This is a genomic window from Amycolatopsis sp. NPDC047767 (assembly GCF_040704195.1).
Classification (GTDB): Bacteria; Actinomycetota; Actinomycetes; order Mycobacteriales; family Pseudonocardiaceae; genus Amycolatopsis.
The window spans coordinates 572,636-595,357 of record NZ_JBEYSJ010000002.1 but is presented as its reverse complement, the minus strand read 5'-3'; the positions used below and the strand labels follow the sequence as shown (position 1 = coordinate 595,357).

16 protein-coding genes and 1 pseudogene are annotated in these 22,722 nt (G+C 69.3%); 8 read left to right on the top strand and 9 right to left on the bottom strand.

What is annotated here, in order from left to right; genetic code table 11:
- Positions 1-13 precede the first annotated feature (13 nt).
- From AB0878_RS06010 to AB0878_RS05995, 4 genes are read left to right on the top strand one after another with little or no spacing between them, the layout of a single operon-like run.
- Positions 14-2,101, top strand: coding sequence for a hydantoinase/oxoprolinase family protein (locus tag AB0878_RS06010; RefSeq protein ID WP_366576944.1), 2,088 nt, complete (start codon positions 14-16; stop codon positions 2,099-2,101).
- Entirely contained in the window at positions 2,101-4,398 is a 2,298-nt protein-coding gene (locus tag AB0878_RS06005; protein ID WP_366576942.1) for a hydantoinase B/oxoprolinase family protein, read from the top strand. Before AB0878_RS06010 ends, AB0878_RS06005 begins: the two co-directional genes overlap by 1 nt.
- Positions 4,398-5,921, top strand: a complete 1,524-nt coding sequence (locus AB0878_RS06000) for an AMP-binding protein (protein WP_366576940.1) — start codon at positions 4,398-4,400, stop codon at positions 5,919-5,921. The genes AB0878_RS06005 and AB0878_RS06000 overlap by 1 nt, the downstream gene beginning before the upstream one ends.
- Positions 5,918-7,498: an NAD(P)/FAD-dependent oxidoreductase gene (locus tag AB0878_RS05995; RefSeq protein WP_366576938.1), complete on the top strand. Its 1,581-nt coding sequence runs from the start codon at positions 5,918-5,920 to the stop codon at positions 7,496-7,498. Before AB0878_RS06000 ends, AB0878_RS05995 begins: the two co-directional genes overlap by 4 nt.
- A 296-nt stretch (positions 7,499-7,794) precedes the next feature.
- Here AB0878_RS05995 and AB0878_RS05990 read toward each other — a convergent pair whose 3' ends face one another.
- The 3 genes from AB0878_RS05990 to AB0878_RS05980 all read right to left on the bottom strand — a co-directional run bounded on the left by AB0878_RS05990 (position 7,795) and on the right by AB0878_RS05980 (position 11,491).
- A complete protein-coding gene (locus AB0878_RS05990) occupies positions 7,795-7,974 on the bottom strand; it encodes a hypothetical protein (protein WP_366576936.1) in 180 nt (59 codons plus the stop codon).
- A 278-nt stretch (positions 7,975-8,252) separates the two neighbouring features.
- Positions 8,253-10,745, bottom strand: coding sequence for an FtsX-like permease family protein (locus tag AB0878_RS05985; RefSeq protein ID WP_366576934.1), 2,493 nt, complete (start codon positions 10,743-10,745; stop codon positions 8,253-8,255).
- Positions 10,745-11,491: an ABC transporter ATP-binding protein gene (locus tag AB0878_RS05980; RefSeq protein WP_366576932.1), complete on the bottom strand. Its 747-nt coding sequence runs from the start codon at positions 11,489-11,491 to the stop codon at positions 10,745-10,747. The genes AB0878_RS05985 and AB0878_RS05980 overlap by 1 nt, the downstream gene beginning before the upstream one ends.
- Before the next feature lie 134 nt (positions 11,492-11,625).
- Between AB0878_RS05980 and AB0878_RS05975 the strand changes: the two genes are divergently transcribed.
- Together AB0878_RS05975 and AB0878_RS05970 are read left to right on the top strand one after the other, a co-directional pair.
- Positions 11,626-12,318, top strand: a complete 693-nt coding sequence (locus tag AB0878_RS05975) for a response regulator transcription factor (RefSeq protein ID WP_366576930.1) — start codon at positions 11,626-11,628, stop codon at positions 12,316-12,318.
- Positions 12,311-13,765 carry an ATP-binding protein gene (locus AB0878_RS05970; RefSeq protein WP_366576928.1) on the top strand — a complete coding sequence of 485 codons (1,455 nt, stop codon included), beginning with the start codon at positions 12,311-12,313 and terminating at the stop codon, positions 13,763-13,765. The genes AB0878_RS05975 and AB0878_RS05970 overlap by 8 nt, the downstream gene beginning before the upstream one ends.
- 1,271 nt (positions 13,766-15,036) lie before the next feature.
- On the opposite strand, the gene AB0878_RS05965 is transcribed toward AB0878_RS05970, so the two are convergent.
- The 3 genes from AB0878_RS05965 to AB0878_RS05955 form a co-directional block, all read right to left on the bottom strand.
- Positions 15,037-15,183 carry a hypothetical protein gene (locus AB0878_RS05965; protein WP_366576926.1) on the bottom strand — a complete coding sequence of 49 codons (147 nt, stop codon included), beginning with the start codon at positions 15,181-15,183 and terminating at the stop codon, positions 15,037-15,039.
- 60 nt (positions 15,184-15,243) lie between these two features.
- A complete protein-coding gene (locus AB0878_RS05960) occupies positions 15,244-17,256 on the bottom strand; it encodes an ABC transporter ATP-binding protein (RefSeq protein ID WP_366577015.1) in 2,013 nt (670 codons plus the stop codon).
- Between the two features lie 1,171 nt (positions 17,257-18,427).
- Positions 18,428-19,054: a hypothetical protein gene (locus tag AB0878_RS05955; RefSeq protein ID WP_366576924.1), complete on the bottom strand. Its 627-nt coding sequence runs from the start codon at positions 19,052-19,054 to the stop codon at positions 18,428-18,430.
- Between the two features lie 364 nt (positions 19,055-19,418).
- On the opposite strand from AB0878_RS05955, the gene AB0878_RS05950 reads away from it, so the two are divergent.
- On the top strand, positions 19,419-19,745 hold the full coding sequence (locus AB0878_RS05950) for a DUF1232 domain-containing protein (RefSeq protein WP_366577013.1): 327 nt from the start codon (positions 19,419-19,421) through the stop codon (positions 19,743-19,745).
- 92 nt (positions 19,746-19,837) lie between these two features.
- Here the strand turns inward: AB0878_RS05950 and AB0878_RS05945 are convergent, their stop codons facing one another.
- Positions 19,838-20,227, bottom strand: coding sequence for a hypothetical protein (locus AB0878_RS05945; protein WP_366576922.1), 390 nt, complete (start codon positions 20,225-20,227; stop codon positions 19,838-19,840).
- A 21-nt stretch (positions 20,228-20,248) separates the two neighbouring features.
- Here AB0878_RS05945 and AB0878_RS05940 point away from each other — a divergent pair.
- Positions 20,249-20,386: pseudogene (locus tag AB0878_RS05940) on the top strand (IS3 family transposase); the annotation flags it as partial.
- A gap of 754 nt (positions 20,387-21,140) precedes the next feature.
- Here AB0878_RS05940 and AB0878_RS05935 read toward each other — a convergent pair.
- Entirely contained in the window at positions 21,141-22,160 is a 1,020-nt protein-coding gene (locus tag AB0878_RS05935) for an NAD(P)-dependent oxidoreductase (protein ID WP_366576921.1), read from the bottom strand.
- Between the two features lie 103 nt (positions 22,161-22,263).
- A complete protein-coding gene (locus AB0878_RS05930; RefSeq protein WP_366576919.1) occupies positions 22,264-22,638 on the bottom strand; it encodes an ArsR family transcriptional regulator in 375 nt (124 codons plus the stop codon).
- Between the last annotated feature and the right edge of the window lie 84 nt (positions 22,639-22,722).

The window sequence follows — 22,722 nt, the reverse complement described above, 5'->3', positions numbered from 1 at the left end:
CAACAGTCAGGAGTTGCGTTTGTACTACATCGGCGTAGACATCGGTGGCACCTTTACCGACTGTGTCCTCGTTGACCAGAACGGCAAGCACCGCACGGCGAAGGCGTTGTCCACAAAGGATGATCCAGTGTCCGGGGTGATGACCGGGCTCGGGCGGCTCGCGGAGGCCGAGGGACTCGATTTGGCCACCCTGCTGGCGCGAACCAACCGGTTCGGGCACGGCACGACGATCGGTACCAACGCGGTTCTCGAGCGGGCGGGCGCCAGGGTGGGCTTGGTCGCGACCGCGGGCCACGGCGACGCCCTGTTGATGATGCGCGGATCCGGACGGGTGGCCGGCCGGTCCATCGAGGACGTCTTCGCGGTACACGGCAGCCGGCTCCCGCAGCCGATCACTGTGCCCGGAGCGATTCAGGAGGTGCACGAGCGGATCGACGCTTCCGGCGCGGTCGTGGTCGACCTCGACACGGAGCAGGCGGTCGAGGACATCACGCGGATGATCGCCGAGCACCGGCTGGACTCGATCGCGATCTCGCTGCTGTGGTCTTTCGCCAACGCCAAGCACGAGAGGGCCTTGGCCGAGGCGCTCGCAGCGGCGGCTCCTGATGTGTTCGTGTCCAGTTCGGCGGTGGTGTCGCCGCGGCTGGGCGAGTACGAGCGCACCGTCGCGACTGTGATGAACGGCTACGTCGGGCCGGCGTGCTCCCGCTACCTCAGCCGGCTCGCCGACCGTCTCGGTCACACCGGGCTCACCGAGCCACTGCTGGTCATGCAGTCCAACGGCGGTGTCCTCCCGGCAGAGGCGGCCGCGGCGACGTCGCTGGGCACCATCGACTCCGGTCCCGCCGGTGGGCTGACCGGAGTCGCGACCCTCGCGCAGGCGTACGGCCACGACCGGGTCGTGGCCACCGACATGGGCGGTACGTCCTTCGACATCGGTCTGGTCATCGACGGTAAGCCGGTCATGGCGGAGGACAACGTCATCGACCAGTACACCTACCGGCTCCCGCACCTGGCGGTGAAGACCATTGCCTGCGGCGGAGGGACCCTCGCGCGGTTCGACGAGGCGACAGGCGGTCTGCGAGTCGGGCCGCAGAGCGCGGGTTCCGAGCCGGGGCCCGCCAGCTACGGCCGTGGCGGCACCGAGCCCACGGTCACCGACGCGGACGTCGTGCTCGGGCTCCTGCGGCCGGCGGCCTTTTTGGACGGACGGATGCCGCTGGATCGCGATGCGGCGGTCGGCGCGGTCGGGCGGCTGGCCGAGCAGCTCGGGTTGTCGTTGGAGGAGACCGCCGCCGGAATCCTGGAGATCAACAACATGCGTGCGGCGACGGTGATCCGGCAGCAGACGCTCGAACGCGGACACGACCCGCGCGACTACGTGCTCTACGCCTACGGCGGCGCAGGCCCGGTGCACGCCTTCGGCTACGCGGCCGAGTCCGGGGTGCGGGAAGTCGTCATCCCCTTGGGCAACGGAGCATCGACCTTGTCGGCCTACGGGATCGCCTCCGGCGACGTGGTGCTCTACAAGGAGCTCGAACGCGGCCTGCTCGCACCGTTCGACGGTGAGCAGGCCGATGCCCTTGCCGCAGGCGTCGCGGAGGTGGAAGCCGCCGCCCGTGCGGACCTGGCCGCGGCCGGATTCGGGGATGACGTGGTCGTCGAGATCGACGCGCTGATGCGCTTCCGCGAGCAGCTGATGCACAGCCTGGAGATTCCGGTGACGCTGCCTTCGGACGGCAAGCGACTGCTGGCCGATTTCGACGCGGAGTACGTGCGCCGGTACGGCTCCGGCGGGACCGCGATGTTCCAGACCGTCGAGGTGTTCGCGTTCCGGGCCCGGGCGTCGGTCGCCGCGGGTATCCCGATTCCCGCGCCGCACAGCGAGCCGGCCGCCCCGGTCGAACACGCCGATGTCTACTGGCCCGGCCGCGGATGGACCTCGACCGAGGTGCACCGCGGTTCCGTGACCGGAACGGTCTCCGGCCCGGCGCTCGTCGAGCTCGCGCACACGACCATCGCCGTCCCGCCCGGCGCGTCCCTGTCCACCGGGACCCGCAACGAGCTCCGCCTGCAGCTTCCGACCACGAAGGAGTCCTGATGCCCATCTCTTCCGAGGCCCCGGGTGTCGTCTGGGACGGTGTCGCGCGCGGGTACATCCCGAGCGAGCCGCTCACCGTGCCGTCAACCGTGCAGCTGCACACTACGGCTTCCGCCGCCGTCGACCCGGTGACGTTCGAGGTCGTGCGCTATTCGCTGATGAACATCAATCTCGAGCACGGCCAGACCCTGCAGCGGCTCTGCGTCTCGCCGGTCACCATGATCACGCGGGACTTCCAGCCGTCGATCCTGACCCAGGAGGGCGATGTCGTCTTCCTGGGGCCGTACCTGCAGTACTTCTCCAACTCCCAGTCACTGACCATCAAGTGGGTCCTGGAGAACCGGGCCGAGGACCCCGGCATCGCTCCGGGGGACATGTACGTCTCGAACGACCCGTTCGTCGGGTCGCCGCACCAGCCCGACGCCGTTGTCGCCGCGCCGGTCTTCGTGGGTGAGGAGATCTTCTGCTGGGTCTCCAACGTTCTGCACCACAGTGATGTCGGCGGCTCGGTGATGGGCAGCTTCTGCGTCGACGCCACCGATATCTTCCTCGACCCGCCCGCCTTCCCGCCGTTCAAGCTCGTGGACCGCGGGAAGATCCGGCCGGATCTGGAACAGATGTTCCTGCGCCAGTCCCGGGTTCCGACGAACGTGCACATGGATCTGCGCGCGGCGATCTCGGCGAACCTCGTGGCCGTGGAGAAGATCACCAAGCTGTTGGAGCGCTACGGCGCGGACACGGTGAAGGCTGTCATGAACCGCGTGCTGGACGCGGGGGAGCGAACCGTCGCGGAGCGGCTGGCGAAGATCCCCGACGGCACCTGGTCTCACCGCATGTACGCCGAGGCCGCGCACACGGGCGACAATGCCACGTACGTCTACCAGACGACGGTGCGGAAGGTCGGCGAGCACCTCTACGTCGACAACCGCGGGACCGATCCGCAGACCGGGTCGATCAACGTCGCCTACGCGGGGTTCGCCGGTGCCTTCCTGGCTGCCCTGACGGCGGCGCTGACCTCGGATCTCGCCGGTGCCTACGGCGGGGTCTACCGGCGGGTGCATTTCGAGCCGGTCCCCGGAACGCTGTCGTGCGCGGACTTCCCCGCCGCGGTCAGCCCGGCGGGGATGTACACCATGGAGACATTGATCAGCCTGGCCAGCACCGTGATCGGCAAGATGCTGGCGTGCGCCGAGCCGGAGATCGCTGGGCTCGCGATCGGGCCGGCTCACCCCGCGTTCTACGCGATGATCTCCGGTGGCGTCACGGCGGAGGGAAATCAGTTCATCGGCACCAACGCCAACAACATGATCGGTTCGCTGGCGGCGTCTCCGGCGGGCGACGGCGTGGATTTCGGCGGTCATTTCTGGATCCCCGAGGGCACGGCGAGCAACGTGGAGGAGCTCGAACTGCTGTGGCCGATGCTCTACCTCTACCGGCGGGCACTTCCGGGCGGCGCCGACGGTGCGGGGCAGTTCCGCGGTGGCCGCGGGTTCCTCGAGGCCGCCATCCCGTGGGGGGTCCCGGGTCTGGCCGCGGCGGTCTACATCGACGAGTCGTTCCCCAAGGTGGTCGGTGCGTTCGGCGCCAATCCGGGGTCGGTCGGGCATTTCCGGCTCAAGCACGGCTCGGACGTCCGCAAGTCGTTCGAGGCCGGCGTGATCCCTCAGGACTTCGACGCCATCGGGGGCGCTGAGGCGGCTGTCGAGGCGAAGGGCCCGGCGCTCATGGTCGGCGATGACGGGGTGTGGGAATGGACCGGTGCCAACGCGACCGGTTTCGGTGACCCGCTGGCCCGCGAGTCCGACTCGGTCGCCGCGGATGTGGCCGCGGGTGCACTGCCCGCCGATGCCGCGGACCGGGTCTACGGCGTGGTGCTCCGCTCGGGCGGCGAGGTCGACGCGCCGGCGACGACCTCGCGGCGGGCTCAGCTGCTGCGAGACCGCCTCGCCGCGGCGACCGTCCCGGACGGCGTGCGCACCGCACCCGAGTCGGCTGAGCTGCATCTGCTCGGCGGTGAGCTCGCACTGGTCCAGCACGAAGGGGCGTGGCACTTCGTCACCGCGTCCGGCCGCGCCTTGCTCGCGCCGGTGACCGCGAACTACAAAGACGGCTGTGCGGTGCTCGAGCGCCCGGTGCGGGATCTGGGTCCGGAGTTCTCGACACATGAGGCGCGCGCCGGCTACGCCGTGCGGTACCGGGAGTACCTGTGCCCGGTCACGGGACGCCGGATCGAAACCGAGATCCTGCGGGACGGCGACGAGCCCCTTCGCGACATGGCTCTCCAAGAGCGAGCGTGATGACGGCGACCAATGTGGCGGGACGGTTCGTCGAGGTCGCCGGTGCCCACGCTGCTCGCGAGGCATTGGTCGACGGACCCGTGCGGCTCAAGCACCAGGATGCGCTGCGCCACTCGACAGCCGTCGCGGTCCGGTTGCTGGCCCGGGGTATCGCGCCGGGCGACCGGGTCGCGATCCTGCTGCCCAACGGCTGGCAGTACGCGATCGGGTACTGCGGCGCACAATTGGCCGGCGCGATCGTCGTGCTCGTGAACACCCGGTTGACCGAGCCGGAACTCGATCACATCCTGAACGACAGCGGTGCCACCGTGATCGTCACCGATGACACGCTCGGCGCCCGGGTGCCGGCGGCGCTCGCCGACCGGATCGTCACCGCGGACCTTCTCACGGCCGAGCCAGGCGCAGCCGAGGATGTCGATCCCGCGACCCTGCCCGGGTGTGCCCGCGCTCCGCACGACGTCGCCCACCTGCTCTACACATCCGGGACGACGGGCCGGCCCAAGGGGGCCATGCACACACATGCGAACCTGCTGTTCAACGCGCGCACCGTCCGGGAACTGCTCGGTGCGGCCGCGAACGAGCGGACGCTGATCGCGGCGCCGATGTTCCACGCGACCGGCACCGTCTCCCAGTTCATCGGCTTCTTCACCGCGGGAGCGTGCTGTGTGTTCACCCCCGCGTTCAAGGCCGAGACAGCCGTGGCGCTGATGACCCACGAGCGAGTCACGTTCTTCGCGGGAGTCGCCGCGATGCTCAGGCTCATCCTGCTCAAGGCAGCCGACACCGCCGCGGATCTGTCCGCGCTGCGGTTGTTCGTCCTGGGCGGCTCCGCGGTGCCCGAGGGGTTTCCCGCGGAGGTCGCGCGGCAGCTTCCCGGGCTCACCCTCGGCAACGTGTGGGGCCTGACGGAAGGAACCTCGATCGTCACCTACACCGAAGGCAACGAGTACCTCGGCCGCACCCAGACGGTGGGCAAGCCGGTCACCGGCGTGCAGGTCGCCATTTCCCTCGAAGGTGGGCGGCCCCGGGATGTGCGCGACACTGTCGGCGAACTGTGCGTCCGGGGGCCGGTGGTCGCGGGCGGCTACTGGAACAACCCTGAGGCCACCGCCTCGACCTTCGTCGACGGCTGGCTGCACACCGGCGACGTGGGCAGTATCGACGCCGACGGGTTCGTCCGGGTCCTCGACCGGCTGAAGGACATGATCATCCGGGGTGGCGAGAACGTCTACAGCCTCGAGGTGGAGAACGTCCTCGCCACCCATCCGGACGTGGCCGAGGTGGCCGTCGTCGGGGTGCCGGACCCGATCTTCGACGAACGGGTGCGGGCGGTCGTGGTCCCGCGGCCGGGGCGCACTCCGAGCGTGGCGTCGTTGCGCGCCCATGCCGCCGGCTCGCTGGCCGACTACAAGGTGCCCGCCGAAATCCGCTTCGTCGGCGAACTACCCCGCAACCCCTCCGGAAAAGTCCTCAAACGCCGCCTCGTCGAGGACGCGGCCGCCACCGGCGAAGGAGTTCGATGACTTCCGCGGCTGACACTTCCTCGGCCGAGGCCGAGGTACCGGCCGTCAACGACGTCGACGTCGTGATCGTCGGCGCCGGATTCAGCGGGCTGGGCGTCGCGGCGATGCTCGGCAAGGCCGGCATCCGGTCCTTCAGGATCCTCGAGGAAGCCGACGACCTCGGCGGAACCTGGCGGGACAACACCTACCCGGGCTGCGGTTGCGACATCCCTTCGCCGCTCTACTCCTACTCGTTCGACCAGAAACCCGACTGGACCCGGCTTTTCGCCGGCCAAGCGGAAATCCTGGACTACCTGCGTGAGGTCGCCCGGCGCCGCGGCCTGATCGACCACGCCCGGTTCGGGCAGCGCGTGCAGCGGGCACGGTGGATCGAGGCGGACGCCCGCTGGGAAATCCTGACCTCGACGGGGGACAGCTACCGCGCGCGATTCCTGATCTGCGCGGTCGGGCCCCTGCACCATCCGGCCTACCCGGACCTGCCCGGTGTGGAGACCTTCCGGGGGCCGGTGTTCCACTCGGCGAACTGGCGGCACGACGTCGACTTGAACGGCAAGCGGGTCGCGGTCATCGGGACGGGTGCCAGCGCCATCCAGTTCGTCCCCGCGATCGTCGATCAGGTCGCCTCCCTGACCGTCTTCCAGCGGACTCCGCCGTGGATCGTCCCCAAGGCCGACCGGCCCTTCGACGAGCGGCACCGCAGGTTGGCGCGATGGCTGCCGCCCTACCGATGGTGGGTGCGGGAGCGGCTGTTCTGGATCCACGAAAACCGCGCCGCGGGCTTCGTCAGCGACCCGGCCGCGATGGAGCAGACCGCGGCGCTCGCCCGACGGCTGATCAAGAAGCAGGTGCCGGACCCGGAACTGCGCGAGATCGTCACGCCGGACTACACCATCGGCTGTAAACGGTTGCTGATCTCCAGCGACTGGTACCCCGCGTTGTCGAAGCCGCAGGTCACCGTGCACCAGGGCGGAGTCGCCCGGGTTCGGGCCGACGCCGTCGTCGGTGCGGACGGCACCGAGACCACCGCCGACGTCCTCATCTACGGCACCGGGTTCGACTCTCAGAACACTGTGCGCATCGACATCGCCGGACGCGACGGCCGCACGCTCGCCGAGGCCTGGAGCGAGGGGAACAAGGCCTACCTCGGCACCGTCGTCGCCGGATTCCCGAACATGTTCCTGATGGTCGGGCCGAACACCGCGCTGGGCCACAACTCGCAGGTGTTCATGATCGAGTCGCAGGCCCGCTACATCGTCGACAGCCTGCGCAGGCTCCGGCGGCGAGGAGCGGAGTGCGTGGAGGTCCGGCCGGAAGTACAGGACTCGTACAACGAATGGCTCGATTCACGCATGGCCGGCACCGTGTGGCAGACCGGCGGCTGCCGCAGCTGGTACCAGGACCCTCGCTCCGGGCGCAACACAGTCCTGTGGCCGGACACGACGATCGCTTCTGGCGCCGAACCCGGCGGGCCCGGATGTCGGACTTTCAGCTGCGAATGTCGCGGTAATCCCATTGACCGTGAACCTGCAGTCGCGCTGGCGACTGCATCCGCCGGACCACGCGGCACCGAATCGTAACCAGATTTCCGGTTACGAGACGCCACTTCCCGTTGACCTCGGAATGTGCGCCCGGGTTCTGCGGGGCGGGGCGGGAGCAGCGCGTAGGCCGCCCCTGTCGCGCCCTGACCAGGGCGCCGCAGGGGCTCACCCAAGCCGCATTGGTGGGCGGGAACAGCTGGTACGAGGTCGACAAGGTCGCAGCCAAGCAGATCATCGCGTCCATGCCCGAGGTGGGCGCGGTTCGCGCGGGAGAACCGCAACTTCCTGACCCGCGGCTGCCGGTGGCTGGTCGAGCAGACCGAGGTCCGCCAGGATCAGGTAGTTCTCGACGGGTTCCTGGACGTTGAGATGGGGGCGATGTCGCGGCCGCGTGCGTGCACGCGGACTCGGTAGGAGCCGGCACCCGTGTGGGCCAGTTCGCGGCCCGGGCCGTGGTCTTCGTAGTAGAGCTCGATCGGCGCGCCGTTTTCTTCCCCGACTGTCACCTTGGGCATGAGCTGTCCTCTCGTGCGCGAAACGGAGTGGGTGCGGAGCCTCGCGTGGCGTCGTTGCCGGCACCGGTGCTGCCGAGGTGAACGCCAGTCCGGTGCGGTGGTGTGGCGGCACCACGCACGACCGGTGAACTTCCGGTGCCCGGTGCCGTGAACTGCGTGTCGTTCGCCGAAATTGTCTTATCGGATAAGGGGAACCCGCCGGCAGCACACTTTTTGCCGACGGTGCGTTCCCGATCGACCACGGACCGAGGTAAGAACGGACGTCCTCCGTGGACTGGTTATTGCCCGGCCATCCCGGCGGTGAGCGAGCCCCGGGCGGCGCGCCGGGCCGGCAGTGCCGCTGCGATCGGGGCCGCGAGCACGGCGGCGGCCAGCAGCACCGCGAGGCGGGCCCAGGGCAGCGCGAAGAGCACGGGCTCGGCGTCGGTCGAGGCCACGCGGGCGATCAGCCACGCCGAGCCGATCCCGAGCAGCAGGCCGCAGGCCGCGCCGAACACGGCGACGAACACCGACTCGGCTGCCAGTGCGGCGCGCAGGCCACCCCTCGTCAGGCCGAGGGCACGGAGCAGGGCCGATTCGCGGGTGCGTTCGAGGACCGAGAGCGACAGCGTGTTGGCGATCCCGGCGAACGCGATCAGCACGGCGAGCGCGGTCAGCGCCCACAGCAGGTCGAGCGTGCTGCGCAGCGGCGCCGACAGCTGGTCTTCCAGGTCCGCGATCGTGCTCAGCTTCGCCAGCGGAGTCGGTTGCAGCGCCCGATCGAGCGTGGCCGCGGCCTGGTCGGCGTCGGCGTCCGGAGCGAGTTTCACCAGCACACTGCCATCGTGTTCGCTGTCCGGCATCGCGATTTTCGGCAGCTCACCCTGGTCGACGAGCGCGAGGCCGAGGTCGGCGCCCGGCGCGTCGACGCTGTCGTAAACGGCCACGACCCGCAGCGACGACCGCGAAGCCGTGCGCACGGTCGCGCCCGCCGCCAGCCCGGTCTCTTCGGACAGCTGCCGGCTCACGGCCAGCTCGCCGGGGCCGAGCCGGTCGAGTGCACCGGAGAGGACGACCGGTCGCAGCAGCGTGCCGAGCGAGTCGCCGCGCACGGCGGTCATGCCGTAGCCACCGAGCGAGCCGAGGTCGCCCGTGAACTCGGTGACCGACGCCGTGGCCGCGACCCCTGGCACCGCCGCGAGCGTCGCGGGGAGGGTCGCGGGCAGTCCTTGCCCGTTGACCACCGAAGTCACCGTGAAGTCTGCTCGCAGCTGCTGCTCTACGCCTTGGCTGCGGCCGGCCTCGACGCCCGCGGTCACCGTGGTCACGAGCGCGACGACGGCCAGTCCGATGGTCAGCGCCGCAGCGGTTGCGGCTGTGCGGCGGGGGTTGCGGTCGGCGTTGAGCGCCGCGAGCTTCGCCGGCTCGCGCAGCACCGGGGCGGTGACGGCGCCCAGTACCCGCACGGCGGGTCCGGCCAGCAGCGGCCCGACCGCGAGCAGTGCGCCGAGCAACGCGACCATCGCGGCGACGGCCAGCACCGCGCCGTCCTGGGCGTCCGCCGCGAGCGCGGCCACCGCCGCCCCGACTCCGGCCACGAACAGCACGGCCGCGACGATCGCGCGGGGCCGTCCCGCGCGGGCCTGACGTCCTTCGACCGGCTTTCGCAACGCCGCCACGGGCGCCACCCGCGTCGCCGCCCGCGCCGGGGGCACGGCCGCCAGCACCGTGACCAGCACGCCGACGACGAGCGCCAGCACCGCCGTCCGCGCGGTGAGCGGGACGTAGACCGGCGCTCCCGGAGAGCCGGTGATCGCCTGCAGCGCGGCGGCGACCCCGAGCCCGCCGAACAGTCCGACGACGGACGCCACCACCCCGACCACGGCCGCTTCGGCCAGCACCGCGCCGAACACCTGCCGTTTCCCGGCGCCCACGCACCTCAGCATTGCCAGCTCGTTCGCCCGCTGCGCGACCAGGATGGTGAACGCGTTGGCGATCACCATCGCGGCCACGACCATCGCCAGCACGGCGAACGCGGTGAAGAACTTCGTGAGCTCCGCCGAATCGGGCGCGGTCGTGTTCAGCAGCTCGGCGGCGGCCCGGCTTCCCGTCACTACGGAAATGCCCTGCCCGCCTACCGCCTGGTCGAGGTTGGTGACGAGTTGAGACGGGGCGACCCCCTGCGCCGCCCGCACCACGATCTCGTCGAACTCCGCGCCGGGTGCCACCTGGCGCAGCCCCTCGGGTGTGAGGACCAGGTCCTCGGCCCCGATCCCGGCGTCCGTCGGCCGGCTGAAGGTGCCGACGAGCGTGTAGGCGTGTTCTTTGCCCTGCTGATCGAACAGCGTTACCTGCTGCCCGAGCGAGAAGTCCCGGGCGGTGGTCGCTTCCATCGCGAGCTCGCCGGGCTGCTGAGGGAACCGGCCACCGGCCAGGTCGAACGGCCGCAGCGCGGCATCGGCGGGCAGCGCGGTTGCGGCCGCGTCGGTCGCGTGCCCGGAGGCGTCGCGGATCGGCGCGCTGACGGTGACGCGCCCGTCCGCCGCCGCGACGCCGGACACCCCGCGCACCTTCGCGAGCAGCGCGTCGTCCAAGGTCGCGCCGCGGGTCTGGCTGACGACCGCGTCGGCTCCGCGCAGGTGGACGGACACCGCGTCGCGGAGCCCGGCGCCGACGGCACCGGAGAGGATGAACGAACCGGACACGAACGCCACGCCGAGGGCGATCGCGACGGCTGAGAGCAGCAGGCGCAGGGGCCGGGCCCGGACCCCGGCGGCGATGACGCGCAGCATCACACCCCCAGGCCGGTCAGGGCGGCCAGCACGGAGTCGGCCGTCGGACGGGGCACGTGGGCGGCGACGCGACCGTCGGCCAGCAGCACGCCGTGGTCGGTGTAGGAGGCGGCGACGGGATCGTGTGTCACCATCACCACCGTCTGGCCCAGCTCGCGCACCGACGCGCGCAGGAAGCCGAGCACCTCGGCACCGGAGCGCGAGTCGAGGTTGCCGGTGGGCTCGTCGGCGAACACGACCTGCGGCCGCCCGATCAGCGCTCGCGCGCACGCCACGCGCTGTTGCTGACCGCCGGACAGTTCCCCGGGGTGGTGGCGCAGGCGTTGCCGCAGGCCGAGCGCGTCGACGACCACACGCAACCAGGCCGGGTCGGGCTTGCGGCCGGCCAGGCGCAGGCCGAGCAGGATGTTCTCCTCGGCCGTCATGGTCGGCAGCAGGTTGAACGACTGGAACACGAACCCGACGTGGTCGCGCCGCAGCCGGGTGAGCGCCGCGTCGGAGAGCCCGGTGAGCTCGGTCCGTCCGATCCGGACGCTGCCGGCGTCCACGGTGTCCAGCCCGGCGAGGCAGTGCATCAGCGTGGATTTGCCGGAACCCGACGGCCCGAGCACGGAGGTGAACCGCCGCGCCGGGAAGTCGAGGGACACGTGGTCCAAGGCCCGCACCGCCGTGTCGCCGCGTCCGTGGATCTTCACGACCTGCCGCACTCCCGCTGCGACGGGACTGTCCACTGTGTCTGGTTGCATCCGCTCTCTCCCCGACCTCGTCGCGCCGTTCTCGGCGCCTCGGCCCGAGCTTGGCGGGGCCGTGCTGAAGCACTCCTGAAGAACCCTGAAGATCGCTTCAGGTTCCCGCGCGGGCTTCTGGGAAGATCGGGTTCATGAGGGTGCTCGTGGTCGAGGACGAGAAGCGATTGGCCGAGACGCTGCGGTGGGGGCTCGAGGCCGACGGATACGCCGTGGACCTTGCCCACGACGGCGAGACGGGGCTGGAATGGGGGCAGCTGCACCCGTACCAGGTGATCGTGCTGGACATCATGCTGCCGAAGCTCAACGGCTACCGGGTGTGCGCCGCGCTGCGCGAGCGCGGGGTGACGACGCCGATCCTCATGCTGACGGCCAAGAACGGCGAGTACGACGAGGCTGAGGCCCTCGACACGGGCGCCGACGACTTTCTGAGCAAACCGTTCTCCTACGTGGTGCTCACCGCCCGGCTGCGCGCGCTGGTCCGCCGCGGCCGGGCAGGCGCGGCGGCGACGCTGACGTTCGGCGACCTGGTGCTCGATCCCGCGAAACGCACGTGCCGGCGCGGCGGCACGCCGGTCGCATTGACCACGAAGGAGTTCGCCGTGCTCGAATGCCTGCTGCGCCACGACGGGCACGTGGTGGCCAAGCACGAGATCCTCGGGCAGGTGTGGGACGTCGCGTACGAGGGCGATCCGAACATCGTGGAGGTCTACGTGAGCGCGTTGCGGCGCAAGCTGGACACGCCGTTCGGGCGGCGCACGATCGCCACCGTGCGCGGCGTGGGGTACCGCCTGGTCGCCGACGGACCCGGTGCGTCGCATGAGTAGGTGGTGGCCCGAGTCCGTGCGGCGAAGCACGGCGCTCGCGGCGGTGCTGCTCAGCGTGCTGGTGTTCGGGCTGGGCTGGTGGGGGATCCGGCAGTTCGTGGCGACGCAGCTCTCGCGCAACGCCGTGCAGGCGACCCGGGCGCAGCTCGAGCGGGTCGCCGACGCGTATCGCCTGGGCGTGATCGACTCGGCGGCGCTCAACGGCGACGCGATGTTCGAGGTGGTCGCCGACGACGGCCGGGCCGTGGTCCACAGTGGCAACCTGACCCGGCTGGATCCGGCATGGCAGCCACTGCCGCCGGCCCCTCGCGACGCGCCGCACGGGTGGACGACCACCACGACCGCCGCGCTGCACCCGGGCACCCACCCGCAGTGGCGCGAGTACCGCACCTACACCGTGGTGGGCACGGTCGTCGACGATGTGCCGGCCACGCTGGTGGAACCGCTCGGCCGTGAAGGATCCACTGTGGACACCGGCTTGTCGCGTGCCGCCTCGAGCACGCACTACCGGTTGACGCTTTACCTGTTCGTGCTCCCGTGGGACACGCTCACCACACTGACGCTGCTCGACGACATCCTCGAGGTGTTCGTGCCGCTGGCCGTGCTCCTCACGGCGCTCGTCGCGTGGTTCGCCGCCGGGCGCGCGCTGCGGCCCGTGGAGGCGATCCGCGGCGAGCTCGCCGAAGTGAGCGGCAGCCAGCTCGGCCGCCGCGTGCCGGTGCCGCGCTCGCGTGACGAGATCGCACGCCTGGCGCACACGACCAACGCCACGCTCGACCGTCTGCAGCACACCCACGAGCAGCAGGAACGATTTGTCGCCGACGCGAGCCACGAGCTGCGCAGCCCCCTGGCGAACCTGCGGACCGGCCTGGAGGTCGCCCTCGCACACCCGGAGCGCGCCGACTGGCCCGCCGTCGCCGAACGCTCGTTGCTCGACGTCCGGCGCCTGCACCGCATCACCGCCGACCTTCTGCAGCTCGCCGTCGACCCCGGTCGCGTCGCGCCGGTGGAGGTCGACCTGGCGGACGTGGTGCGTGAGCAGGTCGCCGAACGTTCGGCCGTGCCGGGCCGCCCGGCCGTGCGATCCTTTGTGGACGGCCCCGCGCGAGCGCTCGGTGAACCCGTGCAACTCGAACGCCTGCTGCGCAACCTCCTCGACAACGCCGTCCGCCACGCGACCTCCGCCGTGACCGTCACCGTGGGTCGCCACGGCACCTCCGTGGTGCTGGAAGTGCTCGACGACGGCCCCGGCATTCCCCCTGTCGATCGGGAACGCGTCTTCGACCGCTTCGCCCGCCTCGACGACGCCCGCACCCGCGACGCCGGCGGCTCCGGACTGGGCCTCACACTGGCACGCGAAATCGCCCGGCGCCACGGCGGTTCCCTGGCGGTGGCCGACTCGGAAACCGGCGCCCGCCTGGTTGCGCGGCTACCTGCCGCGGACTGAGGTGGTCGTTACGTCGTGCCGGGAGTACTCGGCACGCTCGTGGCACCGCACATCGAGACGATGGCGCTGACCTGTGTCGCGGCCGGCTTGCCCGGCGCCGAGTGCGGCCGTTTCCGTGGCCAGATTCCGCCCCGTCGTGGCGGTCGCGGTGTACCCGACGCGTGATTCACCGGAACTGGGCGCGGACGACGCCGATCAGCTGCGCTCGGATTTACATCACGGGAGGCCAACACCTGGCTCGATCTTCGGACATTTTCTCGAAGTACTCCGTAGAGCTCGCGCAGTGCGGTCATGTCCCGGCAGGGAGAGCAGGCCAGTGGCCCCGGCTAATCGTCACCGTTCGCCGCGCTCTCTCGTCGCCGGCGACCTTGGCCAGAAGCTGACCTGGAGAGACGTACCTGAGTTCGCCCTGCGTGGCCCCCAAGCTGGAGACCCAGTGGCATCCACAGCCAAACCGATCACCACTGCTGCCCCCGCCGTACCAGGCCAGCAATGCATCGGGTTCACCACGCCGCACCTCGTACCCGCGATCAGCGACAAGCCGGTGCCGACCAGCGCCCTGTCGCGAGTGGCGGTGGCGTTCTGGACGTGAACGGCGGCCCGAGGGTGAACGCGGACCAGATCGTCTGATTGGCCTCGCGATGGGTTCCCGGCGCACCGGCGGGCGGCGATGGCCGCGGATGGGCGTTGGACGAGCGATGGCTGCGGTCACTGGCTTCTCTGTACCCGGGGGAGCGGGCGACCCTGGTGTCGTGGTTCCCGCACCTGAGGTTCCAGAGGGCTCGACCCGGGTTGTGGGCCGATCGCCATTTCATCGCCATCTGACGACTGAAGCCCCGCCCCTCTGGGGAGGGGAAGGGCTTCTGACCTGCGGTTTTGGTCAGGGGGCGCTTCGACACTGCCGCGTCGGGTTACCGCCGCCGAGGAATCGCCATCGGCCGCGGACATGGCTCAGATGCGCAAGCGGTCTCGAGTTGCTCGGCTCCTACGCGGTCGGTGATCGGGGCAGGGCGATGAGGGCGACGAATGACGCGCTGCTAGCTCTACCCGGGGCCCGGTGCCAGGGGCCCACACCGACATGAGCCTTCTCGACGTCGCTGCGCGGCCATGGTCTGCACCCCTGCTGGCCCCGGTGATTCGATTCTGAGCGAGATGCAACGGCGTGGGCGTTGGCGGCCTCTTTCGGGAGGGCTGGATTGCCGGCGTCGGAAGGTGCGAGGCTCGGCATGGTGTGGCGGCAGTTCGGGGTGTACGGCGCCGCCGGTGGACTCCTAGTCGAGCTGCTCGCGCTCTTCGGCGCTGTCGCCGCTTGGCAGGCGGCTCTGCGGACATAGAGCGGCCGCGTTGCGAAGCGTCCGGCGCGCCTGAGGACGTTCGTCGATGTTCAGACGCACAGCTGCACCGGTTTCGGTGAACACTGGTACTCACCGCCGGCGCGGAAGCAACCCGTACCTGGAGATCGATGCATTCTTGCCCAGTCACTGCGAAAGGGCGGAACGGTGGCCGTCCTCTGGGTCGAAAAGCTGGCCCTGTATCCGCCAGCGGACGGGTTCCATCCCCGGACGCCGCTCGCCTTCGCCTCGCGCGGCTGTCACGGAACCGTGGATAGTGGAAGGGTCAGTCGCCTGGGGACCACCAGCCTCCGGCCTTGCCTGCGAGCCCACCAGCGCCCGTGGCGACGTGGGTGGGGTTTTCGCTTCAGCCCGGTGCTGCGCGTACAGCTTGGCGTACGGTCCGCCAAGGTCGAGCAGGTCTTGGTGCCGACCGGATTCGATCAGCCGGCCGTGGTCCAACATCAGGATGTGATCTGAAGCGGGAGCCAGGGACAGATCATGGCTGATCAGGATCGTCGTCTTGCCGCTGGCCAGCCGGCGCAGTGGTTCGATCACGCGCTGGACGGCTCGCGCGTCCAGCCCGGCGGTGGGCTCGTCCAGGACCAGGATCGGGGTGTCGCGGACGATGGCCCTGGCGATCGCCAGCCGTTGCCGCTGCCCACCGGAGAGCCGCTGGCCGGAGCTGTCCAGCACGGTCTGATATCCCTCCGGCAGGGCGGAGATGAACTCGTGGGCGTCCGCCGCGACCGCCGCGGCCACGATCTGGGCATCGGTGGCCGAGGGCCGTCCGTAGGCGATGTTGTCACGCACGGTGCCATGGAAGACCTGGGTCTGCTGCAGCACCAGGGTCAACTGTTCGCGCAGCGATTCGGTGGTGATACCGCGCAGGTCGAAGCCGTCGAGCCGAATACTGCCTGAAGACGGGTCGGCGAAGCGCAGCAGCAATTTTGTGATGGTCGACTTGCCGGCGCCGCTGGCCCCGGTGATCACCACCAACTGGCCACGGCGGACCGTGAACGACAGCTCGGTCAGCGCGGGCCGGTCGGCGTCAGGATAGCGGTAGCTGACCCGGTCCACGCTGATCTCGCCACGGGAGTGGGCCAGCACGTGGGCACCCGCGTGGTCGACGACCGTCGGTCTTGTGTTCAGCAATTCCGAGATGCGGTCGGAGCTCGCCGTGGCCGCGTTCACCATGATCGTCAGAGAGCCGAGCTGGCGCAGCGGAGGGTAGAGATAGCCGAGGTATGCGGTGAACGCCAGCACGCCCCCCGGGGTCAGGTGATGCTGGCTGATCTCCCAGATCCCTGCGCCAACGACCAGCAGCAGCGCCGTGACCTCCGTGATGTCCACCAACGGTGCGTACGCTCCGGACACCCGTGCTTCGCGCACCTTGGTTCGCATCCAGGACGCGCCGTGTGCGTGCAGCCGCCGCTGTTCGGTCTGCTGTTGGTTGTAGGCCTGCACCAGGGGCAGGTTCGTCAGGCTTTCCTGGACCGCAGCGGTGATCATGCCGTTGTAGTCGCGCTCGTCGCGGGACACTGTCTTGATTCTCTTCGAAAACGACCGTGCCGCCAGTCCGAACAGCGGGGCGAGAATAAATGACGCGAGTGCCAGCTGCCAGGATACGATCAGTGCCGCGCCGGCGTAGAAAATCGCGGTCACGATCGCGCTGACGGTTTCGACCGTCCCGGACGCGGTCAACTGTTCGACCATCTCGATGTCACTGGTCACCCGGGCCACCAGGTCACCGGTGTCATGCCGGGCGAAGAAGTCGGGGGAAAGCTGTTGCAGGTGCGCGTATACGGCGTCGCGCAGGCGAAGCAGGAACCGCTCTGACACCCAGGAGGTAAGGAGGCCGCCTCCGAACGAGGCGAACCCCCCGACTGCGGCCATGCCGACCCAGATCGCGGCGGGCCGCCAGAACCCGCGGAGGTCGCCCGTGGTCAAGGCGTCGTCGATGATCACACCGAAGGTCCAGATCGCCACGGTCTCCGCGACCGCACTGATCACCAGCAAGAGAATGGCCAGCAGCAGCAGACGGCGTTCGGCCCGGACATAGGGCCAGAACCTCCGGAATGCCTGACGTACCGACGCCGGCTTGGCGGGGCTGTCCGCGTCGCTCGGGTAGGTGCCACTGTCGCTCGCTGCGGGAATCATGGCGGTCACGCGCACCTCGTTTCGAGTCGTTCCATGGATGGCGAGCCGGCCGGCCGGGTAGGGGAAAGAGTGAGGGCCGGCGCTTTCGACGCGCCGGCCCCTCCCCCTCTTTCGCGATCAGGACTTGCTTGTCCTGACCATCAGAACAGGATCAGCGACCGTAGCGACGGTTGCGGTTGTACCGCCGGGAGTGGTCGTGGTCGTTGCGCCGCGAGTCGTAGCGGTCGCGGTGAACCGGCTTGAAAGAACCCATCGTGATCTCCTCCTCAATACAGTTTGAATCTGTTCCGTCGGCGCGCCCCGACATCAACGACGGTACCCCGGAAATCGACAAGCAGACTTGGTGCGAGAAGTGTCGTCGAACACGTCGCGTAGACCGTGAAAACTGCGTAAGGAAAGGCGATTTCCGGCCATGGTCCGCATTTGCGCAGAGTGCGCAAATGCGACGCCAGCCGATGAAAAGCCACACACCACGCAACCCATAGATCAACTCCTGCGCCCACATCGGATTAGGGTAAAACTGTCGCCGATCTTGACGTCTTCATGGGGCCGGCTTGGCTCGCGCATACCTGACAAATGGGAAACAGGAAGCGCGGCAACCGACCTTCCTCGATTCGCTGTCTGGCCCGAGTTTTCACGTCTGAACTGGGCGATCAGGAACTTGATGATCACGCATGAAGCCCCTGGGTGATCATGCTTCCTGCGACAGAAAGTCGATCACACCAAGGCCTTCAGTTGATCAGCGTGCGCAATGCCGGCGTTGCGACATCCGGAGCCTCACCCGCTCGCGGCCGGCGCTCCACTGCCGGCGAGGGACCGGTCCGCTCGTTGCCGGAGTCATCGGCCAGGCGGACCCTGTCGTCGGGGCTCTACAGGGCGGCGAAAGCGGGCCTCGCCCGTGACGGGTAGTTCGCGAGGGGCTCACTCGGCAAAGCCGAGTCGTCAAGCGAGCCCGACGAGCACGGCTGCCGACGGCACCGCGCAGGCGACGTGCGCCGCGGGAGTTGCCGGGGTTGACCGCGGCGTCGGTTTGGCTGTGCGCGGCGATCGTCCGAGCGTTGCTGCGTGCCTGCCGGCGCACTCGACGGTCGGTTTTCTCCCGCGTCTCCCGCGGAAGTCACCCAGCGCGACGTGCCGTGCACTCACTGGTATTCGGGATGCCCGGTGGGACTCAATCGCCGCACATCCAGCCGTATTTGCCGAGTCGTGGCCGGAGTTTGCGGTCGACGCTCCACATGGCGTTGCCCGGAGCGGCCAGCAGGGCCAGGGCAGCGATGATGTACCCGATCGACGGGCCGATGTCGGTGGCGCCGGCCGCGGACCACGGGAGGCCGAACGCCTCCGCCGCCGACCAGATCCCGAACGAGTACACGGCGCTCCCGACATACACCACATTGCACAGCGTGCCGGTGAGCAGGCCGACCGCGATGAGCGTTTCGACGATGGCCGTCGCGACGCCCATCCCGGTGGGCGCCAGGGCGGCGATGTACTGCCACAGGTCGATCCACTGGCGGATGACGGGAGTGGTGATCTGGTCGTGGATGCCGAACTGGTGGGCGAACGCCTGGCCGCGCAGGAAATCGGGGCGCCACTTGAGCGAGGCGTCGATCGCCCACACCACCCCGAACAGGATCCGCAGCACGCCGGCCAGCCGGCGGCGGCCGGAGACCGGAGCCGTCGACTGACTCGGCTCGTGGTACTCCTGCATCTCCCGGGGCGCCGGGGCCGTCCTGGTTTCGTCCGCGAACCCCGCCGGGTTGGCCCCGACGTCGCCATCGTGCGGTTCTCCGTGTTTCACCGCCGCTCACCACCCAGTGAACCGCTCGTGGATTCCCAGCGCTCCCGCTGCAGCAGCTCGAGGACGCCTTCGTTGTTCTCCGCCATGGAAACCTCCTTCTTGTCACCTGAAGGCTTCCCGGGAACACGAAGTTCATGCCTCGAACTTTTCTGCGACGGCAGCTCGCCCTCGTCGCCGGAGGAACGGCGGGACCGGTGTCGGCGTGGGCGACCGCCCAGACGTCACCGGTCCCGCAGCGCAAGGGCCGGTACGTGCCGGAGTCGACTGCACACCAGGCGAAGATGCTGCCTGCTGTTGGCTCCACGCTCGGCGCCGACATCCTCGAAGTAGGCGAGCGCGGGCTCCGCCGGGGCAGCCGGATGAACTGGAGCTCGTCGACCACTGGCGCCGCTGCCTCGACAACAACGCCTCCTGCCTTGCGCTCCCGATCGACCCGATCCCCGGCGTCATCTCGGTCCTGGGCTACGCCGACGACGCGATCGTGGTGACTGCGGTGCTCCGCGCGGTCGTGCGCCGCGCCGGCCTCGACACCGTTGGTGCCGCAGGCCGGGCACCGACGACGGCGTCGACGAGTTCGATGCTGTCGTGGGGCAGTGCGGTGCCGGGTGGTGGAGGGGAGGTCGTTGCAGCCGATGGAGCCCACCCCGGAGGCCACTGCCGTCGGGGACCAGTATCTCCTATGGCGCCGTAGCCTGCTCGAACATGTGGTGGCGTTCATCTCAGCGTTGGACTTTGCAGTCCGGTTGAATCAGGATTAGTTTCGAATCATTGGGCTGTGCGTCATCAAGTGGACCTCATGGGCCTGTTCCTGACAGAACCGCGTTTTCCTTGTGCACGGTGAGAGTCTCGAGAGGAGATCACGTCGTCATCGCCGCACGCCGGCGAGGTGGCTGTATCGGTCTCCGTCGCTGTAAACGTGCCGTGCTGGAAGAACCGGTCACCTGCATGCGCGCCCTGGCAGAACGAGAAGAACTCCCACGTCTGCTTGCACTCCTCCAGCCCTGCGGCGAACTCCCGGACGTAGAGCAGCTGGTCGGCGCGGCCCACGATCGTGGACAGGTCGTCGGCCTCCCGTTGGCCGCGAGTCAGGCCGAGGAATCCCAGCAGCTTGCCGACCTCGATGCGATGTATGGGCGGCGGAATATGAGCCCTTGACTGCGCCGCCAGGGCCACGAGGTGGCCTTCTGCACCGTCGACCGGGTCAACCGGGGATTTCAGCGCCGGCGCCCGAACCTCGCTTGGGTCGCCAACTTCACCTACGTGTCGACCCGGACGGGATGGGTGTATGTGGCGTTCCTGTTCGACGTTCAATCCCGCGCCATCATTGGCTGGACCGCCGCGGGTTCGAAGAGCGGCCCTGGTATCCAAGCCCCTGAATATGGCGATCTGGCGACGTGATCGCGCCGGGCATCCGGTCGAGCCGGAGCTGCTCCACCACTCCAACGCGAGCAGTGAACCCGGGTTCAACCGGTCGACGCAACACCAACTTTACTGACGTGACAGCGCCGGAACCCTCCCGAGACCACAGCGGCCCCGCGCCCGCCGCCACCAAACAGCGAACCTTCGGTCGCGCCAGCGCCGATCGCGATGGCGCAGGAGCTGTCGGTGATGACTATGCACGCCCCGCGCGCCGAGGACCACCAGAATGGTTCGCCCAGGATAAGCCATTTCGGCATGGGGGACGGGTGATCCACCGGAGCCGAGACGGATTCGTGTGACGGCGGGAACTCGCCGGCGGCCTTGCCACCTCTGGTGGGTTCGCTGGAGCGGCCCGATGCGGTATGCGCCGTGATCACCAATGCGGCCCCTGCCGGATGCCCTGCTGGTCACGCTCGCCGAATCGTAAACCTTCGCGTCGGGGGCCAGACGGCCGTACCGAACCATCTGATCGTGGGCTTCGCTTCATGCGCAGAGCATGCCGACTGCCGGCAGCAGTGGCAGCTGCGGCGGACCGTGCGTCATTTCAGTTTGGCCGACCGCTTGCTGAGCAGCGCCTGGCCACAATGAGTTCAAGCGCGCAAATACCGGCGTGTTATTGATTTGCCGTGGCAGCAGCACCATCCCAGATAACCGGCCTGACGACTCACTACCGCGGCAACACTCCACCCACCGCATCGGGGCGTCGCCGCGCGGCGGGCGTGAAGGCCAGTTCTCGCGGGTCGAGGCACGACGCGAGGTAGTCCTCCAGCTGCCCGGCGGCGCCTGAGGCGAATTCGGCGAAGGCTTCGCGCACGGTCCAGCCGATGTGAGGGGTGAGCACTACATTGGACAGGTTGCGCAGTGGAGAGTCCTCGGGCAGCGGTTCGGTGGTGAACACGTCCAGCCCGGCGGACTGAAGCGGGCCGTCCTGCAGAACTTCGGCCAGCGCGTTCTCGTCGACGATTGCTCCGCGAGCGGTGTTGATCAGCACGGAGCCGGGTTTCATTTTGCTCAGCTTCGCCGCGTCGAGCAGGCCGCGCGATTCCGCGGTGAGCCGCAGGTGGATGCTCACCACGTCAGAGGTTCCCAGCAGCTCCTCCAGCGGCAGCCGAGGGACTCCGTCGTCCGCTGCGGCGCGACTGCCCGGCCTGGACCAGGCGACGACGTCCATGTCGAACGCCTGCCCGAGCCGGGCCACGGCCGCGCCCTGCAGACCCATGCCCAGCACGCCCAGGCGACGGCCGCGCAGCGTGCCGCCAAGGAGGCCGGGCCACCTCCCGGTGCCAAGGGAGTGGTGCGCCTCGGGAAACTTGCGCAGCGCGGCGATCATGAGGCCGAAGGTGAGTTCCCGCATGGCGGCCTCGCACGCATCGTGGCGGCGCCACAGCGGCACCGCGATGCCTCGCCGGGCCGCCTCGTCGAGGTCGATGTGATAGGCGTGTCCGCCGGTCTGCAGGATGAGCTCGAGCAGGGGCAGCCGATCCAGCATGGCCACGTCGAACCGGGTGCGTTCGCGGATCGCCAGGACGACGCGAACGTCTGCCAGCTCGGTATCGGGTACGTCGGCGAGCGGGCTGTCCAGCACGGTGACGTCGGCCAGCTGCCGTAACCGGTCCGCGCCGGGCGCGGTGCGGAGCTCACCTTCCCAATCGTCGAGGATCAGCATCTTCGGTCGTGGTCGGCTCATCGCTGGGCGAGGTCCTTTCGCTCGGTCGTGGTGCTCGGCACCTCGACGGTGGCTGAGGTGTCACAACAGTCGTCCGCCACACCGAGCAGGACGCGCGACACTCTCACTTCGGGCTGGACGCGGGTTCCCACGTGGCGACCAGGTCCAGCAGACCGGGAAACCGGGCGTCGAGGTCTTCGGTGCGCACGCGGCTGCGGCGTTCCAGCCCGTACTGCCGCTGCCGCAGGACACCGGCTTCCCGCAACGCTTTGAAGTGGTGCGTCAAGGACGACTTCGGCCGGTCCAGCTCGAACCAGCCGCAGGTGTGGTCGTAGGCCTCGCGTTCCCGCAGCAGCTTGCGCACGATCGTCAGCCGCAAGGGGTCGCTCAGCGCGCCCAGCACCGCCTCCAGTCGCAGCTCCTCGCGAGCCGGCTCCGGCAGCGCGGGTGGCAGATCTGCAGGAGGGGTGTCCGGGCCGGTCACGGTCGACGTGGTCATGGACACAGTCAACACCTCAATACGAATAAAGTCGAACTACCGTCGGTTGCACAGCCCAATCCCCGCATAGTTCGACCTCATTCG